The sequence below is a fragment of the Isoptericola chiayiensis genome, assembly GCF_013149805.1.
Lineage (GTDB): Bacteria > Actinomycetota > Actinomycetes > Actinomycetales > Cellulomonadaceae > Isoptericola > Isoptericola chiayiensis.
In genome coordinates this window covers 137,984-155,784 of the sequence record NZ_JABEZT010000001.1, presented here as the reverse complement: position 1 = coordinate 155,784, position 17,801 = coordinate 137,984, and the positions used below count along the sequence as shown (strand labels likewise).

Here is a 17,801-nt window from a genome sequence, read left to right as displayed (position 1 = left end):
CGCACCATCGGCACGGAGGCGCCATGAGCACCGAGACGTGGGCGGTCGCCGCCCCCCAGACCTTCGACGTCCCGGGGGTCACCGCCGTGTCCGCGCGCCTGCAGTCCGGGCGGGTCGAGGTCGTCACGGACGACGACGCGACCGCCGTGCAGGTCGCGGTCGACGAGGTGGGGGAGAAGCCGCTGCAGGTCACCCGCGACCGTGACCGCCTGCGCATCGCGTACGAGCGCTCACGGGTCGACGCGTTCGTCGCCCGGGTGCGGTCCCTCGGGGAGTCCGAGCGCGCCGTCGTGCGGCTGACCGTGCCCCCCGGTACCAGCGTGGACCTCGGCAGTGTCGACGCCGCGATCGACGTGGCGGGCACGGCCGGGACGGTCGTCAAGACCGTCACGGGGAGCGTGCACACGGCGGGCACCCGCGGGTCGCTCTACCTGCGGTCGGTGTCCGGGGACGTCGCCGCCGGCGACCACACCGGCGACGTCTCGGGCCAGGTGGTGTCCGGCTCGCTGGCCGTCGACGGAGCCGTGGGGCGCGTCTCGGCGGCCAGCGTGTCCGGCGCGGTCGTCGTGACGGCGGCCGGGACGGCACCGATGGTCACGGCCAAGACCGTCTCCGGCGACGTGGCGGTGCGGCTCGACGCCGGCACCCCGGTCAGCCTCAAGGTGCGCGGGGCGGCCGGTCAGGTCGTGCTGGACGGCGAGTCCGTCGACTCGGCGGCGCGCACGCTGAGCGTGGACCGGGCGGCCCCGGGCGAGGACGGCCGCCCCACGGCCTACGTCACGGCCAACGTCACGTCGGCGCGCGTCGTCGTCTCACGCGGCTGAGCCGTACCTCACTCGTTCTCGCCGGGCAGGCCCAGCCAGGAGTGCCAGCCCGTGTGCAGGACCAGCCACGCCATCAGCCCGTACCCGGCCTGCCCCGGGAACGTCGACCCCGTGGTGGCCAGGTCGGCCAGCCACTGCTCGTGCTGGGCCAGCGGGGTGTACGTGTCCACGTAGGGCACGCGGCGGCGGCTGGCGACGTCCGCGAACGCCGCCGACAGCTCGGCGATGCGCCCGCCGTCCTCGGCCCGGCCCGGCGGGGGGCCGACCACGAACGCGGGCAGACGGCGGCTGTCCGCCTGGTCGAGGATGTTGGCCAGGTTCAGGCGGGAGCGTGCCACCGACAGCCCGGCCGCCAGGTCGTGGCGTCCGAGCGCCACGACCAGGCGGTTGTCGGTCGTGGCCTCCGGACCGAAGCGCTGCTCGGTCTCACCCTCCCAGCGGGCGCCGAGCGCCGACGTCGTCTCGCCGGGCACCGCCAGGGTGAACGTCATGGCGGGTCGCTCGAACCGCGTCCGGGCCAGGACGCGCCCCGTCCAGCCCAGGGCGCGGGCGTCCCCGACGCCCACGCTGAGCTCGTCGCCCACCACGCAGATGCGCACCTCGCGGTCCGTCACGAACCTTCACCGTCCCCTGCCCTGTTGCTGTGCTGCGCCGTCATTGTCCCGTGCCCGGGTACGGCATGGCATGATCCCACGCCGTACCCGGTCCCGTGGACGAAGAGGGCCGAAGGTCGGTTTCGTGACGTCCTGTCCGGAATGGATCGTGGACGGGTACCCGTCAGAGCAGGGTGGCGCCCCAGCGGACCTCGTGCGACTCGCCCGGCGCGAGGCGCACCAGGCGGTCGCCGGTGTTGAACGCGTCGGCGTAGCAGCTCATCGGCTCGGCGGCGAGGCCGAACCGTTCGTGGCCGTCGATGTGGTCCGCCGAGCAGACCTGCCAGCAGTCCATGGTCCCGTCCATCCAGACGGCGGGCGTGCTGCCGTCGGGGCAGCCCAGGCGGCACCAGGCCAGGCCGTCGGCGTCCCGGGTGGCCCCGACCCAGGCGTCGTCGAGGTCCAGACCGGCCAGGGACCGCGTCTCGCGCAGGTCGTGGTCGCCGGTGACCGGCTCGACCCCGGTGGGCAGCAGACGGTCGTCGACCGTCACGTGCTCGGTGGCGTCCAGCCGCACCGTGCAGTCGTCGAGGTCGGCGCCCCCGGCGGACAGCCACGGGTGGAAGCCGACGCCGTAGGGCGCGGTGCCGGCACCGACGTTCGTGGTGCGCACGACGACCTCGAGTCCCGACCCGGCGTCGACGGTGTAGCGCACGCGGGTCACCAGCTGGAACGGCCAGCCCTTCTGCGCGGGCAGGGCGAGCTCCAGGGTGACCGAGTCCGGGGCGCTGTCCACCGGCGTCCAGCGGTACCAGCAGCCCAGGCCGTGCAGCGCCGTGCCGCGGTCCGGCTCGCTCACCGGCAGCTGGTAGGAGGTCCCGTCGACGGTGTAGCGGCCGTCGCGCAGCCGGTTCGGCCACGGCACCAGGACCGCGGCGTTGAACACCGGGGCGGGCTCGGCGGCGTCGAACGGCACGAAGACGTCGCGACCGCCCACGGTGTACTCGCGGACCATCGCGCCGACCTCGGCGATCGTGGCGGTGTGCTCGCCGGCGCTGATGATGTGCTGGGCGCCCGACGGCGCGGGGACGGTGGGGGCGTGGGAGGTCGTGTTCACGCTCACACCGTAGTCGGAAGGCCAGCGGGCCGCGTCCCGCGTAGCGTGGGCAGGTCAACCCTGACTTGGAGGACAGATGGAAGAGCGGGTGCTCGGTCGGACCGGCCGGATGGTGTCGGTGGTCGGCCTGGGAACCTGGCAGCTCGGCGCGGACTGGGGCGAGGTGAGCGACGACGAGTCGCGCGCCGTGCTCGAGGCCTCGCTGGAGGCCGGGGTCAACTTCTTCGACACGGCCGACGTGTACGGGGACGGTCGCAGCGAGCAGGCGCTGGGGCGCTTCCTCGCCGACCACGAGGGCGAGGGCATCACCGTGGCGACCAAGATGGGTCGCCGGGCGGACCAGGTGCCGGAGAACTACGTGCTGCCCCATTTCCGGGAGTGGACCGACCGGTCGCGCCGCAACCTCGGTGTCGACCGCCTCGACCTGGTGCAGCTGCACTGCCCCCCGACGGCGGTGTACTCCGACGACGAGGTCTACGACGCCCTGGACACCCTCGTCGCCGACGGCGTCACCGCGGCCTACGGCGTGTCGGTGGAGACGGTCGACGAGGCCCTGACGGCGATCGCCCGCCCGGGCGTGGCGACGGTCCAGATCATCCTCAACGCGTTCCGGCACAAGCCGCTCGAGCAGGTGCTGCCCGCGGCGTCCGAGGCCGGCGTCGGCATCATCGCCCGCGTCCCGCTGGCCTCCGGGCTCCTGTCCGGGCGCTACACCAAGGACACCACGTTCGCCGAGAACGACCACCGGACGTTCAACCGCTCCGGCGAGGCGTTCGACGTCGGCGAGACGTTCTCGGGCGTCCCCTTCGACACGGGGGTCGAGGCCGCTGCACGGTTCACCGAGATCGCGGGCGGTCTGACCCAGGACCTCACCGCGGCCCAGGCGGCGCTGGCGTGGGTCTGGCAGCGGGCCGGGGTCTCCACCGTGATCCCGGGTGCCCGCAACCCCGAGCAGGCGCGGCTCAACGCCGCGGCCGGTTCGGCGTCGTCCCTGGGGCCGCTCTTCACCTCGAAGGTGCGCGACCTGTACGACGAGCTGGTCCGCGAGCACGTGCACGACCGCTGGTGACGCGCGCGGCCCCGACGGGGTCGGCGCGGTACGGCGAAGGGCCCGGGAGGCGAACCTCCCGGGCCCTTCGTCGTACCGGTGTCAGCGGTCGAAGACCTGGTCCAGCAGGATCTGCTGCTCCTCCTTGTGCCGCTTCGCGGTGCCCGCGGCGGTCGAGGCCGACGCCGGGCGCGAGACGACGCCCACGCGGGGCAGGTCCTCCGGCATCGCCAGGTGCAGGAACGACCAGGCGCCCTGGTTCTGGGGCTCGTCCTGGACCCAGAGGATCTCGGCGTCCGGGTACTTCGCGAACTCGGCGCGGATCTGCTCCTCCGGGAACGGGTAGAGCTGCTCCACCCGCACGATCGCAGTCCGGGCGTCCTCACGCCTGGCGCGCTCGGCGACCAGGTCGTAGTAGACGCGCCCCGTGCACAGCACGAGCCGGTCGACGTCGGACGGCGTGATCTCGCCACGCTCGACGGCGGTGTCCGGCAGCACCGGCTCGAACGTGCCCGACGTGAAGTCGGCGACGTCGGAGGCCGCCGCCTTGAGCCGCAGCAGCTGCTTGGGGGTGAACACGACCAGCGGACGGCGCGGGCGGTCGTACGCCTGCTTGCGCAGCAGGTGGAAGTACGACGCCGGCGTCGACGGCTGGGCGACCGTCATGTTGTTCTCCGCCGACATCTGCAGGAACCGCTCGATGCGGGCCGAGGAGTGGTCCGGACCCTGCCCCTCGTACCCGTGCGGGAGCAGCATGACGACCGAGGAGTTCTGCCCCCACTTCTGCTCGGCCGACGAGATGAACTCGTCGATGACCGTCTGGGCGCCGTTGACGAAGTCGCCGAACTGCGCCTCCCACAGCACGAGGGCGTCGGGCCGCTCGACCGAGTAGCCGTACTCGAAGCCGAGCGCCGCGTACTCGCTCAGCGAGGAGTCGTACACCCAGAACTTGGCCTGGTCGCCGGACAGGTACAGCAGCGGGGTCCACTCGGCACCCGTGTGGCGGTCGTGCAGGACGGCGTGGCGCTGGGTGAACGTGCCGCGACGCGAGTCCTGACCGGCCAGGCGCACCGGGGTGCCCTCGATGAGCAGCGACCCGAAGGCCAGCAGCTCGCCGAAGCCCCAGTCGATGTCGCCCTCCTTGGCCATGAGCTGGCGCTTCTCGAGCAGCTTGCCGAGCTTGGGGTGGATGGTGAACCCCTCGGGCTGCGAGACGTGCACCTCGCCCACGCGCTCCAGCACGGTGTGCGGCACGGCCGTCTGCCAGCCGACCATCGTGCCCGCGTCCTCGCGCTGGGACTCGGGCCGCTCGAGACCGGCGATCTCCTCGGTGCCGGCGGGCGCCGTGTACCCCGAGCCCTTGGTCTCGGTGAAGACGCGCTCGAGCTGCGCCTGGTAGTCCTTGAGCGCCTGCTCGGCCTCCTCGACGGTGATGTCGCCGCGGGCCACGAGGTTCTTCGTGTAGAGCTTGCGCACCGACTGCTTGGCCTCGATGAGGTTGTACATCAGCGGCTGCGTCATCGAGGGGTCGTCACCCTCGTTGTGACCGCGGCGGCGGTAGCAGATCATGTCGATGATCACGTCGCGGTCGAACTGCTCGCGGTAGGCGAAGGCCAGCTCGGCGACGCGCACGCACGCCTCCGGGTCGTCGCCGTTCACATGGAACACCGGGACCTGGTAGCCCTTGGCGACGTCGGTGGAGTAGGTCGTGGAGCGCGAGGACGACGGTCCGGTGGTGAAGCCCACCTGGTTGTTGATGACCACGTGGATCGTGCCGCCGGTGCGGTAGCCGCGCAGCTGGGCGAGGTTGAGCACCTCCGGCACGACGCCCTGGCCCGCGAAGGCCGCGTCCCCGTGGATGAGGATCGGCAGCACCGAGAAGCCGTCGCCGCCGAGGTCGATCCGGTCCTGCTTGGCGCGCACGATGCCCTCGAGGACCGGGTCCACGGCCTCCAGGTGCGACGGGTTCGCCGCCAGGTAGACCTTGGTGGTCGCACCCGACTCGGCGGTGAACGTGCCCTCGGTGCCGAGGTGGTACTTCACGTCGCCGGAGCCCTGCACGGACTTCGGGTCGAGCTGACCCTCGAACTCCTGGAAGATCTGCGCGTAGCTCTTGCCGGCGATGTTCGCGAGCACGTTGAGACGGCCGCGGTGGGCCATGCCGACGCCGACCTCGTCGAGGCCGTTCTCGGCGGCCTTGGACAGCACGGCGTCGAGGAGCGGGATGACGGACTCGCCGCCCTCGAGCGAGAAGCGCTTCTGGCCGACGTACTTGGTCTGCAGGAACGTCTCGAACGCCTCGGCCGAGTTGAGGCGGCGCAGGATGCGCAGCTGGTCCTCGCGGGGCGTGCGCGCGTACCCGTGCTCGAGCCGGTCCTGCAGCCACTTGCGCTGCGCCGGGTCGGACAGGTGCATGTACTCGATGCCGATGGAGCGGCAGTACGAGTCGCGCAGCAGGCCCAGGGTGTCGCGCAGCGTCGCCTTGGACGTGCCGCCGAACCCGCCGGTGGGGAAAGCGCGGTCCAGGTCCCACAGCGTCAGGCCGTGGTTCTGGATGTCGAGGTCCGGGTGCTTGCGCTGGCGGTACGCGAGCGGGTCGGTGTCCGCCATGAGGTGACCGCGCGAGCGGTAGGCGTGGATGAGCTCGGCGATCTTGGCCGGCTTGGCGGCCTCGACCTCGGCGTCCACGGTGTTGTCGCGCACCCAGCGCACCGGCTCGTAGGGGACGCGCAGCGCCGCGAACACGCGGTCGTAGAAGCCGTCCAGGCCCAGGAGCTTGCTGTTCAGGATCTTGAGGAACTCGCCGGACTGCGCGCCCTGGATGATCCGGTGGTCGTACGTCGAGGTCACGGTCATGACCTTCGAGACGCCCATGCGGGCGAGCTGCTCGTCCGAGGCCCCGGCGAACTCCGCCGGGTAGTCCATCGCGCCGACACCGATGATCGTGCCCTGGCCCTGCATGAGGCGCGGTACCGAGTGGACCGTGCCGATCCCGCCCGGGTTGGTCAGCGAGATCGTGGTGCCGGCGAAGTCGTCCATGCCGAGCTTGCCGCCGCGGGCCTTGCGCACGAGGTCCTCGTACGCCGCCCAGAACTCGGCGAAGTCCATCTCCTCGGCCTTCTTGATGCTCGGCACGAGGAGCTGGCGCGAGCCGTCCGGCTTGGCGAGGTCGATCGCGAGGCCGAACCCGACGTGCGCGGGCTGGACGACGTGGGGCTTGCCGTCGGTGCTCTCGTAGTGCGCGTTCATCACCGGCATGTCGGCCAGCGCCTCGACGAGCGCGTAGCCGATGAGGTGGGTGAAGGAGATCTTCCCGCCGCGGCCGCGCTTGAGGTGGTTGTTGATGACGATGCGGTTGTCCACCATGAGCTTGGCGGGCACGGCACGCACCGACGTCGCGGTCGGGACCTCGAGCGAGGCCTCCATGTTCGTGACCACGCGCGCCGCGGGGCCGCGCAGCTTCTGGACGTCGTCGGTGGCCTCGTCGTCGCCGGACTCCGGGGTCGAGCGTGCGACCTCCGCGTACGGGGCCGTCGCGGGCAGGGCCTCGGCGACCGGCGCGTCGGCGGCGGAGACGACAGGGTCGGCGGGCACCGGCGGCTCGGCGCTGCCCTGGCGCTCCTCGGCCGCGGCCGTGCCGGTCGCGGGCGTCGAGGTGCCCGACTCCTGGGTCGGTTCCGTGCGGGTCTCCTGCGGCGTCCCGTCCGCGGAGCCCGACGAGGACGCCGGAGCGGGGCTGCCCTCGGCAGGTGACGAGGGTGCCGACGACCGGTCGGCCGCACCGTCGGCGGACTCGTCCGGCGTGTAGTCCTCGAAGAAGTCCCACCACGCGGGATCGACCGCGTTCTTGTCCTTCAGGTACTGCTCGTAGAGCTCGTCCACGAGCCATTCGTTGGCTCCGAACGACGCACTCTCGGCGTTGATCGACTCTGACCCAGCCTTCGGGGACACCACGCCCGGATCGCCCACTTCCCACGTTGCACTCGTCGTACTGCACCCGATGTTCGGGCCATTCCAGGGTAGGCCCTCACAGCGGGCCCGCAGAGCCGACGCCGTCGCCCGCGCGGGCGCTCGGGCCGCCAGCTTCTGCCCCGCGTGGTCCTCGGGTAATAGGCGAGGCAAGCCCAGGGTCGCGTTGTGTCGTGCGGCGTCATGGCCGCCCCACGCCCGTCGTGCGACGCACGACTCATGTGACGGATCTCACGCGGTCAGCGGGCGGACTCGGTCGTCACCCCGGCGGCGGGCCGGGCTGACGCGGGGAGCGTCACCCGCATCGTCGCGCCCGACTCGGTGTCCGCGACCTCCACGTGCCCGCCGTGCAGGTCCACGGCCCAGCGCACGATCGCCAGGCCGATCCCGGTGCCGCCGCTGCCGGCCAGGGCGCGTCCGCTCGTGGAGCCCCGGGCGAACCTCTCGAACACCCGGTCACGGTCCTCCGGGGCGATGCCGGGACCTTCGTCGCCGATCTCGACCACGACGTCGTCGTCGACCGGGTAGGCGTCGAGACGCACCGTGCCCCCGTGCGGCGAGTGCCGGATCGCGTTCTGCAGCAGGTTGGTCACGACCTGCCGCAGGCGTTCGACGTCCGCCTCGAGCACGAGGTCCTCGGGCGTGACGTCCACGACGTACGTGAGGCCCTTGGCCGCGTCGACCATGGACACCGCCTCGGCGCACTCCTCGAGGAAGTCGCCCACGGAGAACTGCGTCAGCGTCAGCGCCGAGGCACCCGCCTCCACCCGTGACAGGTCCAGCAGGTAGGTCACCAGGCGGCTCAGGCGCTCGGTCTGCTCCAGGGAGACCTCCAGGGCGGCCGGCGTCGGTTCGGTGACGCCGTCGACCATGTTCTCCAGCTGTGCCTGCAGCGCCGCGACCGGGGTGCGCAGCTCGTGCGAGACGTTGGCGACGAGCTCGCGCCGGATGCGGTCCGAGGCCTCCAGGTCGCGCGACATGGTGTTGAACGCCTCGGCCAGCTGACCGACCTCGTCCTGGCTCGTGGAGCGCACCCGGATCGAGTAGTCGCCGTCCGCCATGGCCTGGGCGGCCGCCGTCATCTCCCGCAGCGGGGACGTCATGCCCCGCGCGAGCAGCCAGGTCAGCAGCAGCGAGACCAGGATCGCCAGCGGGAACGTCCGGCTGGGCCCGAGCTCGTTGCGCAGGCCGATCCAGGTGATCAGCACCCCCACGGCGACGCTCGCCACGACCAGGAGGCCCAGCTTCACCTTCAGCGAGTGCACCGGGTCCAGGGGGCGGACGTCGAGACGGTGGTGCTCCGGGCGGCGCGCGCCCGGCTGCGTCGGCTCCACGTCAGTCCGCCGGCGGCTCGAACGCGTACCCCACGCCGTGGACCGTGCGGATGAGCTCCGGACCGAGCTTGCGACGCAGCGCCTTGATGTGGGAGTCCACGGTGCGGGTCCCGCTCGCGTCCGCCCAGTCCCACACCTCCGCCAGGAGCTTCTCGCGGGTCTGCACGGTCTTCGGGGCGGCGGCGAGCATCACCAGCAGCTCGAACTCCGTGGGGGTGAGGTGGACCTCCTCGCCCGAGCGGTGCACGCGGCGCTGGGCCCGGTCGATCGTGACGTCGCCGGCGACGAGGGGCGGCTCGGCGGGTGCTGCCGCCGCGGCCTGGGCCGCGCGCTCCACGCGTCGCAGGAGCGCCTTGACGCGCGCGACGAGCTCGCGCATCGAGAACGGCTTGGTCATGTAGTCGTCCGCGCCCACGCCGAGGCCGATGATCATGTCCGTCTCGTCGTCGCGTGCGGTCAGCATGAGGATCGGCGTCGGGTGGTCGGCCTGGATGCGGCGGCACACCTCCAGCCCGTCGATCCCGGGCAGCATGACGTCCAGCACGACGGCGTCCGGGTGCAGCCGCGCGGCGGCGTCGACGCCGGACAGCCCGTCGCGGGCGACCTCGACCCGCCAGCCCTCGGCGGAGAGCCGCTGCGCGATGGCGGTGGCGATGGTCGGCTCGTCCTCGACGACGAGCACCGTCGCGTTCTGCTGGCCCTGCCCGGAGCTGCTCGCAGTGGTGGTCATGTCCCCATCTTGCACTCAGACCCTGAGGTTTCGCTGGGCATCGGCTGGCGTGGCGGTCGTCGCGCCCTGGGGTGAGGGAGGGGTGTGCACGGCGGCCGGGAGACCGGATACGATCTGCGCACGATGGATGACAGTCGATATACCGACCACCCTGACCGCACGAACGGCCCGACCGGCCACCGGGAGCCGACGTGCTGACCGACGTGCTCATGGTCACGGTGGGTGTGCTGCTGACGGCCGGTACCGCGATCTTCGTGGCGAGCGAGTTCTCGCTGGTGACCCTCGATCCCGCCGTCGTCGGCGCCGACGACGAGGAGGGCGACAGTCCGCCGCCCGGCCGGAAGGGTCCCGACCGTCGGGACCGCATCGTCCGTGCCGGGCTCAAGCACCTGTCCACGGAGCTGAGCTCCGCGCAGGTCGGCATCACCGTCACCACCATCCTGCTGGGCTACACCGCGCAGCCCGCCCTGCTGTCGCTGTTCAGCGCCGGGTTCTCCGCGACACCGCTCGGTGAGGGCGTCGCCGGCGTCCTGGCGGGCGTGCTGGCCCTGATCGTGGTGAACGCCTTCTCCATGCTCTTCGGCGAGCTGATCCCCAAGAACTTCGCCCTGTCGACCCCGCACACGACCGCGCGCGCCGTCGTGCCCCTGCAGCGGGTGTTCACCGTGGGCGCGGGGCCGCTGATCGCCGTCCTGAACGGGTCCGCGAACGCGATCCTGCGCCGGATGGGTGTCGAGCCGCGCGAGGAGCTGTCGGGCGCCCGGTCGTCCTCCGAGCTGCTGTCGCTGGTGCGCCGCTCCGCCCAGGAGGGGACGCTGGAGGCGGGCACCGCCACCCTGCTGGCCAACTCCCTGGAGCTGGATGAGCTGACCGCGCGCGACGTCATGACCGACCGCACCCGCATGTCCGTCGTCGGGCGGGACACCAGCGCGCGCGAGGTCGTGGCGCTGGCGCACCGCACCGGGCACTCCCGCTTCCCCGTGATCGGCGACGACCGGGACGACGTCGTCGGGCTGGTCCACCTGCGCCGCGCCGTGGGGGTCCCCGACGACCGGCGCGACGACGTCCCGGCCGGGGCGCTGATGGTCGAGGCACCCCGCGTGCCGGAGACGGTGACGCTCGGTCCGCTGCTCGTCGAGCTGCGCGGCCTGGGCCTGCAGATGGCCGTCGTCGTGGACGAGTACGGCGGCACCTCCGGCGTCGTGACGCTCGAGGACGTGGTCGAGGAGCTCGTCGGGGACGTCGCCGACGAGCACGACCGCCGCCGCGGCGGGGTCGCCCGGCTCGCCGACGGCTCCTGGGCGGTGCCCGGCGTGCTGCGGCCCGACGAGCTCGAGGAGTCCACGGGGTTGCGCGTTCCCGAGGGCGCGGCGTACGAGACGCTCGGGGGCCTGGTCATGGACCGCCTCGGACGCCTGCCTGCCGAGGGTGACACCGTGGACGTCGACGGCGTGGTCCTGCGCGTCGAGATCGTCGACGGACGCCGGGTGGAACGCCTCCGGGTGGCCGGCGACGACGCCTCCACGACCGTCGCGGGGGGTGCGGCATGAGCACCACCACCGCACTGCTGATCGGCCTGCTGCTGCTCGTCGGCAACGCCTTCTTCGTCGGAGCCGAGTTCGCCGTGCTGTCGGTGCGGCGCTCGACGATCGAGCCACGCGCCGAGGCGGGGGAGAAGCGCGCCAAGGTCGTCCTGTGGGCCATGGAGAACGTCTCGCTGATGCTGGCGTGCGCCCAGCTCGGCATCACCGTGTGCTCCACGGGTCTGGGCATCATCGCCGAACCGGCGCTGGCGCACCTGCTCGAGGGGCCGTTCGAGGCGATCGGGATCCCCGAGCAGCTCGTCCACCCGGTCGCGCTGGTCATCGCTCTCGGCATCGTCGTCTACCTGCACGTGGTGCTCGGCGAGATGGTCCCGAAGAACCTGGCCGTGACCGGCCCGGAGGCGGCCGCACTGTGGTTCGCGCCCCCGCTGGTGTTCATCGCCCGGGTCGTGCGCCCGATCATCGTCGCGCTGAACTGGGTCGCCAACCACGCGATCCGCGCGCTCGGCGTCGAACCGAAGGACGAGGTCGCCTCCGCCTTCACGGTGGAGGAGGTGCAGTCCATCGTGGAGCACTCCCGCGCCGAAGGAGTGCTCGAGGACGACCAGGGGCTGCTCGCCGGTGCGATCCAGTTCTCCTCGCGCACGGCGCGCGACGTCATGGTCCCCGTGGCGGACCTGGTGACCCTGTCGCCGGGCGCCTCGCCGGAGGACGTCGAGCGCCTGGTGGCGCAGACCGGGTACAGCCGGTTCCCGATGGTCGAGCCCGCTGAGCCCGCTGAGCCGGCTGGGCCGCCGGAGGCGGGCGCCGGTCGCGGCGACGCGGGGACGGACCTGGACGGTGGTGCCCGCCTCATCGGGTACCTGCACCTCAAGGACGTGCTGTACGCCACCAACGGCAACCGGGCGCGCCCGGTGCCCACCTGGCGTGTCCGGGCCATCGCGACCGTCGGCCCGGACGAGGAGGTCGAGGACGCCCTGCGGGCCATGCAGCGCTCCGGCGCGCACCTGGCGCGGGTGGACGAGGGCGGCCGGACCGTGGGCGTCGTGTTCCTCGAGGACATCCTCGAGGAGCTCGTCGGCGAGGTCCGTGACGCGATGCAGCGCCGGCGCTGAGGGTGCAGAACCGCTCCGCCGGCGGTTGAACAGGGTATGAACAACCTGGGACTTGGCGGTGAGGCGCGTCACCGTTAGGGTGCGGTCACAGAACGGCAACGACCGGTGCGTCCGCGCAGGTCGCGGTCGAGAACTCGTCGACGAAGGGCGCGCCCGGCGCGGCCCGCGAGAGCACGGAGGTGGCGTGGACACGACGTCGCAGGGCGACGCCCCCGCTCCCCGCTCCCGTCGCGAGCTGCGGGAGGCCGCCGAGGTCCGCGACGGACGCCGGCCCCGCCGCCGGCCGGCGCGTCGGGGACGCGGGGCGCACGCCGCTCCGACCGGGCACACCTGGGTGACCCGAGCGACCGTCCTCGGGTCCCTCGCGGCGGCGACCATCGCCGTCCCGCTGACGGCCGACGCCGATGCCGACGAACGGTCCCCTTTCGACCTCGAGAGCTCGCCGTCGGGACCCTCGACGCTCGCCGTGCTGCAGTCGGGTGCCACGGCCCCGGCACCGGCGTCCGCCATCGCCGCCGCCCCGCGCGAGAGGTCGGTCGACGTCGCCAGCCGCTCGACGGTCAGCCGGGACCCCCTGCCGGACTGCGACCCGTCCGCACCGGTCGAGGGCACCAACGGCCAGCTCGCCGACCACTCGCTGTGCGACCTGTGGCAGAGCGGCGAACAGCTCCGCCCGGACGCGGCCGTGGCGCTCAGCGCCCTCAACGAGGCCTTCGGCGCCCGGTTCGGCCGCAGCCTGTGCCTGGTCGACAGCTACCGCTCGCTGTCCTCCCAGTACGCCGTCAAGGCCAGCCGGGGGTATCTCGCGGCCACCCCGGGGACGTCGATGCACGGCTGGGGACTGGCGATCGACCTGTGCTCCAAGGAGACAGGCAGCTCCGAGGTCTACCAGTGGCTCTGGGACAACGCCCCGGCCTACGGCTGGGAGAACCCGCCGTGGGCGCAGCGCGGCGGGTCCGGCAAGTACGAGCCATGGCACTTCGAGTACCGCCCGGGTGTCGAGGAAGTCTCCACCTGGCACTGACCGCCGCCGGGCCGCCCTCCGCGGGTAGGCAACTCCCGCCGAGGTAGGCCAACCTCCCGCGAGGTAGGCAATCTTTCGCCGAGGTAGGCGAGCCCGCCTCGAGCTCTCGCCCGGGGAACCGTCGTAGTGTCGGAGGATGCCCACCGACTACTCCGACTTCGAGTTCGAGCGCCGCTTCCTCGTCCGCGACCTTCCTGCGGTGCTGCGGGACGCGCCATCGCTGATCGTGCAGTCCTACTTCCTGTCCGACGGCGGGTACGCGCTGCGCGTGCGCGCGCAGGCCAACGGCGTCGAGGCAGGACTCGACGGCCGCAGCGACCCCCGTGACGTCCTGGACGCGCACCGCGAGCGGATCGACTTCTCGGCGGTGACGGTGAAGGGCCCCTCGGCGGGCGGCACCCGGTACGAGGCCGAGCGGCAGCTCGACCCGCTCGTCGGCTGCGAGCTCGTGCGCCGGGGCGGCGCTCGCGTGCTGAAGACGCGCTACGCCGTCTGGCTCGGTGCCGACGGCTGGTCCGTCGACGTGTTCGGGGGTGCGAACAGCCCGTTGATCGTCGCCGAGTGCGAACGCTCGGGCCCGGTCACCGACCTGCAGATCCCGGAGTTCTGCGTCACCGAGATCACCGACGACCGGCGCTTCTCCAACGAGTCGCTGGCGGTCCGACCCTTCGGCGAGTGGGCGGCGGACTACGCCCGCGAGCTGGCCGAGACCGGCCCGCGCTTCCGCGACGACTTCGGCGACAACCAGGAGCTGGACGTCTGATCGCCCCGCCCGCCGGCGACGACGGGCGGGGCGACGGCGACGCTCACGGCTGCGGGATCTCGCGCCGTTCGTGGCCCACGTACGCGGACAGCGGCCGGATCAGCGCGTTGGACGACTGCTGCTCGGCGACGTGGGCCGTCCACCCGGTCACCCGCGCCGCCACGAACAGGGGCGTGAACGTCTCGGTGTCGAAGCCCATGAGGTGGTAGGCGGGACCGGCCGGGTAGTCGAGGTTGGGGTAGATGCCCTTGCGCTCGACGAACGCCGACTCCAGCGCGTCGTACAGGTCGGCGAGGTCCTGACGGTCGTAGTGGGCCACCAGGGAGTCCAGGGCGCCCTTCATCGTCGGCACACGCGAGTCGCCGCGCTTGTAGACCCGGTGCCCGAACCCCATGACCTTGCGCTTGGCGGCCAGCGCCTCGTCCAGCCAGGCCGCCGCGCGGTCCGCCGACCCGATCTCGGCGAAGGCGTGCATGACGGCCTCGTTCGCTCCGCCGTGCAGAGGGCCCTTGAGGGCGCCGACGGCGGCCACGACCGCCGAGTGCACGTCGCTCAGCGTCGAGGCCACGACGCGTGCGGTGAACGTCGAGGCGTTGAAGGAGTGCTCGGCGTACAGGATCATCGAGCGGTTGAACGCGTCGACGACGGTCGCGTCGGGCTCCTCGCCGAACGTCATCCACAGCGTGTTCGCGGCGTGGTCCAGGTCGTCGCGCGGCGGCACGGCATCCAGTCCGCGCCGACGGCGCTGGGCGTACGTGACGACGGCCGGCAGCGCGGCGTAGAGGGGCACCGCGTGCTGCAGCGTGGCGGTCGGGTCGGCGAGGTCGAGCAGCTCGGTGCCGGCCGCGTCCCGGCCCCCCAGCACGCTGAGGGCTGTCCGGACGTCGTCCATCGGATGCGCGTCGGTGGGCAGCAGATCCATCGCGCTGCGGACCGCGTCGTCGAGGGCCCGGTGCTCGCGCTCCGCGGCCCGCAGGTCCGCGAGCTCGTCCGCCGTCGGCAGCTCGCCGTGCCACAGCAGGTGGGCGACGGCCTCGAACGGCTGGGTGGCCGCGAGGTCCTGCACGGGGTAGCCGCGGTACAGCAGGGAGTTGGACTCCGGGTCGACCTTGGACACCGCCGTGGTGTCGGCGACGACCCCGTTCAGTCCGCGGCGGACGTCGGGCTCGGTGGGGGAGTCGGTCATCGGTGCTCCTTCGCTCGGATGACGTCCGGCGCTCGGGGTGGTGGGCGCCGGCGTGCGGTCACTGGTGGTGGTGCCCCTCCAGGGAGAAGTCGTACACCCCGGCGTCGAACGTGCTGTAGGCGGGGTAGTCGAGCAGGTCGTAGAGCTCGGCACGCGTCTGCATGTGCTCGACCTGCGAGGTGAGGGACCCTTCCGCGTGCAGGGCGTCGAGCGCACGGTCCGCCGCCCCCATCGCCAGGCGCAGCAACGAGACCGGGTAGATGACCAGGGCGACGCCGGCGTCGCGCAGCCGGTCGGCGGTGAACAGCTCGGACTTGCCGAACTCGGTCATGTTCGCCAGGACCGGCACGTCGAGAGCGGCGCTCATCGCGGCGAACTCGTCGAGGTCGCGCATCGCCTCGGGGAACACGGCGTCCGCCCCGGCGTCGACGAGTGCGCGGGCGCGTTCGATCGCCGCGTCCAGGCCGGCGGCGGCGCGGATGTCGGTGCGCGCCATGATCAGGAGGTTCTGGTCCCGACGCGCCGTGACAGCGGCGCGGACGCGCTGCAGCGCGGTGGGTTCGTCGACCACCTGCTTGCCGTCGAGGTGGCCGCACCGCTTGGGATTGACCTGGTCCTCGATGTGCAGGCCGGCCACGCCGGCGTCCTCCATCGTCTGGACCGTGCGAGCCACGTTCATGGCTTCGCCGAACCCGGTGTCCGCGTCCACGAGCGTCGGCAGGTCCGTCATCCGGGCGATCTGCCCGGCCCGGCCGGCGACCTCGCTCAACGTCGTCAGACCGACGTCGGGCAGGCCCAGGTCCGCCGCGACGACCGCACCCGACACGTACACGCCGTCGAACCGCTTGCGCTCGATCAGCCGGGCCGAGAGCGGGTTGAAGGCACCGGGGAGCTGCAGCAGCTCCCCGGAGCGCAGGCGCTCGCGGAACGCCGCCCGCTTGGCGGCAACAGTGAGGTCCGAGTACAGCATCAGAAGATCCCGCGCCCGACGGCGGCACCCGCGGCCGGGTCGACGGCGGGCGTGACGGTCAGGCCGCCGAGCTCCTCGGCGCTCAGCTCGGGCAGACGCTGGGCGACGTCGAGGAACCGCTCGATCTCGTCCTCCGCCAGGACGCCGTCGGCCAGGGACCGGAACTTGGCGACGTACTGCTCACGCGCGAAAGGACGGGCCCCGAAGGGGTGGGCGTCGGCGACGGCGATCTCGTCGACGATCGTCTCGCCGTCGGACATGGTGATCTCCACCCGGCCGCCGAAGGACTTCTCGTCGGGGTCGGCCGAGTGGTAGCGACGGGTCCACTCCGCGTCCTCCGCCGTGGTGACCTTCCGCCACAGCTCGACGGTGTCCGGGCGGCCGGCGCGCTCGGGGGCGTAGCTGGCGACGTGGTCCCACGCCCCGTCCTGGAGGGCGACGGTGAAGATGTACGGGATCGAGTGGTCGAGGGTCTCCCGGCTGGCGGTCGGGTCGTACTTCTGCGGGTCGCCCGACCCGGACCCGATCACGTAGTGGGTGTGGTGGGACGTGTGCAGCACGATCGACCGCACCGCCCCGGCCTCCCGCAGCTCGGGCCGCTCGGTGCCCAGCCGGCGTGCCAGGTCGATCCACGCCTGGGCCTGGTACTCCGCGGAGTGCTCCTTGGTGTACGTGTCCAGGATCGCCGTGCGGTCCTCCCCGTGGCCGGGCAGCGGCACCGTGTACCGCGCCTCGGGTCCGGACAGCATCCATGCGATGAAACCGTCGGTGCCCTCGTAGATCGGGCTGGGGGAGGTCTGTCCGCGCATCGCGCGGTCCACGGCCTCCACGGCCATCTTCCCGGCGAAGGCCGGCGCGTGCGCCTTCCAGGTGGAGATCTCGCCCTTGCGGGACTGACGGGTGGCCGTGGTGGTGTGCAGCGCCTGGCCGACCGCCTGGTAGATCGTCTCGGCGGGCAGCCCCAGCAGCGTGCCGATCCCGGCGGCCGCGCTCGGGCCGAGGTGGGCGACGTGGTCGATCTTGTGCTCGTGCAGGCAGATGCCCTTGACGAGGTCGACCTGGATCTCGTAGCCGGTGACGATGCCGCGCAGCAGGTCCGCGCCGTCGCGTCCCAGGTGCTGCGCCACGGCCAGGACCGGCGGGATGTTGTCCCCCGGGTGGGAGTACTCCGCGGCGAGGAACGTGTCGTGGTAGTCCAGCTCTCGCACGGCCACACCGTTCGCCCAGGCTGCCCACTCCGGGCTCGTGCGCTGTGGCGAGGCGAACACCGTGGACCCGCGTCCGTTGCGGGAGACAGGGTGGGCCTCGGCCTGCGCCCGGGCGGCGAGGATCGGGGCGCGCCCCAACGACGCCGTGGCCACCGCCGCGTTGTCGATGATCCGGTTGATCACCATGTCGGTGACCTCCGGCGTCGGGTCGAGCTGCTCGGCCGCGACGTCCGCGATCTTCCACGCGAGCTGGTCGGTGCGGGCGAGCGGTTCGTCGGCGCGGTAGGTGCGCACGGTGTGGTCGATCATGGATCCTCCGGGTCGCGGGGGCGGCGTCGCGGGCACCGTGGCGGTGGGCCAGGCGTCGGCGCCCGCT

At 72.5% G+C, this 17,801-nt stretch carries 14 protein-coding genes; 6 read left to right on the top strand and 8 right to left on the bottom strand.

What is annotated here, in order from left to right; translation table 11 throughout:
- The first annotated feature begins 23 nt into the window (after nucleotides 1-23).
- Complete coding sequence (locus HDG68_RS00630; RefSeq protein ID WP_172148307.1) at nucleotides 24-824, top strand: DUF4097 family beta strand repeat-containing protein; 801 nt, start codon at nucleotides 24-26, stop codon at nucleotides 822-824.
- An 8-nt stretch (nucleotides 825-832) separates the two neighbouring features.
- Here the strand turns inward: HDG68_RS00630 and HDG68_RS00625 are convergent, their stop codons facing one another.
- Together HDG68_RS00625 and HDG68_RS00620 are read right to left on the bottom strand one after the other, a co-directional pair.
- Entirely contained in the window at nucleotides 833-1,438 is a 606-nt protein-coding gene (locus HDG68_RS00625; RefSeq protein WP_172148306.1) for a GDSL-type esterase/lipase family protein, read from the bottom strand.
- Between the two features lie 163 nt (nucleotides 1,439-1,601).
- Nucleotides 1,602-2,534 (bottom strand): aldose 1-epimerase family protein, encoded by a 933-nt coding sequence (locus tag HDG68_RS00620; protein WP_172148305.1) that lies wholly within the window; start codon nucleotides 2,532-2,534, stop codon nucleotides 1,602-1,604.
- A gap of 76 nt (nucleotides 2,535-2,610) precedes the next feature.
- Here HDG68_RS00620 and HDG68_RS00615 point away from each other — a divergent pair, with 76 nt between their 5' ends.
- Nucleotides 2,611-3,603, top strand: coding sequence for an aldo/keto reductase (locus tag HDG68_RS00615; protein ID WP_172148304.1), 993 nt, complete (start codon nucleotides 2,611-2,613; stop codon nucleotides 3,601-3,603).
- An 81-nt stretch (nucleotides 3,604-3,684) separates the two neighbouring features.
- Here HDG68_RS00615 and HDG68_RS00610 read toward each other — a convergent pair whose 3' ends face one another.
- From HDG68_RS00610 to HDG68_RS00600, 3 genes are all read right to left on the bottom strand, one after another.
- Nucleotides 3,685-7,536: a multifunctional oxoglutarate decarboxylase/oxoglutarate dehydrogenase thiamine pyrophosphate-binding subunit/dihydrolipoyllysine-residue succinyltransferase subunit gene (locus tag HDG68_RS00610; protein ID WP_172148302.1), complete on the bottom strand. Its 3,852-nt coding sequence runs from the start codon at nucleotides 7,534-7,536 to the stop codon at nucleotides 3,685-3,687.
- Nucleotides 7,537-7,790: 254 nt separating this feature from the next.
- Nucleotides 7,791-8,885 carry an ATP-binding protein gene (locus HDG68_RS00605; RefSeq protein ID WP_172148300.1) on the bottom strand — a complete coding sequence of 365 codons (1,095 nt, stop codon included), beginning with the start codon at nucleotides 8,883-8,885 and terminating at the stop codon, nucleotides 7,791-7,793.
- A 1-nt stretch (nucleotide 8,886) separates the two neighbouring features.
- Nucleotides 8,887-9,615 (bottom strand): response regulator transcription factor, encoded by a 729-nt coding sequence (locus tag HDG68_RS00600; protein WP_172148298.1) that lies wholly within the window; start codon nucleotides 9,613-9,615, stop codon nucleotides 8,887-8,889.
- Nucleotides 9,616-9,806: 191 nt separating this feature from the next.
- On the opposite strand from HDG68_RS00600, the gene HDG68_RS00595 reads away from it, so the two are divergent.
- From HDG68_RS00595 to HDG68_RS00580, 4 genes are all read left to right on the top strand, one after another.
- Complete coding sequence (locus HDG68_RS00595; RefSeq protein ID WP_172148296.1) at nucleotides 9,807-11,165, top strand: CNNM domain-containing protein; 1,359 nt, start codon at nucleotides 9,807-9,809, stop codon at nucleotides 11,163-11,165.
- Nucleotides 11,162-12,274, top strand: a complete 1,113-nt coding sequence (locus tag HDG68_RS00590; protein WP_172148294.1) for a hemolysin family protein — start codon at nucleotides 11,162-11,164, stop codon at nucleotides 12,272-12,274. Before HDG68_RS00595 ends, HDG68_RS00590 begins: the two co-directional genes overlap by 4 nt.
- 184 nt (nucleotides 12,275-12,458) lie before the next feature.
- Nucleotides 12,459-13,298: a D-alanyl-D-alanine carboxypeptidase family protein gene (locus HDG68_RS00585; RefSeq protein WP_172148292.1), complete on the top strand. Its 840-nt coding sequence runs from the start codon at nucleotides 12,459-12,461 to the stop codon at nucleotides 13,296-13,298.
- A 136-nt stretch (nucleotides 13,299-13,434) separates the two neighbouring features.
- Nucleotides 13,435-14,061, top strand: coding sequence for a CYTH domain-containing protein (locus HDG68_RS00580; protein ID WP_172148290.1), 627 nt, complete (start codon nucleotides 13,435-13,437; stop codon nucleotides 14,059-14,061).
- 43 nt (nucleotides 14,062-14,104) lie between these two features.
- Here HDG68_RS00580 and HDG68_RS00575 read toward each other — a convergent pair whose 3' ends face one another.
- The 3 genes from HDG68_RS00575 to HDG68_RS00565 are packed head-to-tail and all read right to left on the bottom strand — an operon-like array spanning nucleotide 14,105 to nucleotide 17,734.
- A complete protein-coding gene (locus HDG68_RS00575) occupies nucleotides 14,105-15,247 on the bottom strand; it encodes a bifunctional 2-methylcitrate synthase/citrate synthase (protein ID WP_172148288.1) in 1,143 nt (380 codons plus the stop codon).
- 58 nt (nucleotides 15,248-15,305) lie between these two features.
- The gene (gene prpB / locus HDG68_RS00570; RefSeq protein ID WP_172148286.1) at nucleotides 15,306-16,217 is read right to left on the bottom strand and encodes a methylisocitrate lyase; all 912 of its coding nucleotides are present in this window, start codon (nucleotides 16,215-16,217) and stop codon (nucleotides 15,306-15,308) included.
- Nucleotides 16,217-17,734, bottom strand: a complete 1,518-nt coding sequence (locus tag HDG68_RS00565) for an MmgE/PrpD family protein (protein ID WP_172148284.1) — start codon at nucleotides 17,732-17,734, stop codon at nucleotides 16,217-16,219. The genes prpB and HDG68_RS00565 overlap by 1 nt, the downstream gene beginning before the upstream one ends.
- Nucleotides 17,735-17,801 lie beyond the last annotated feature (67 nt).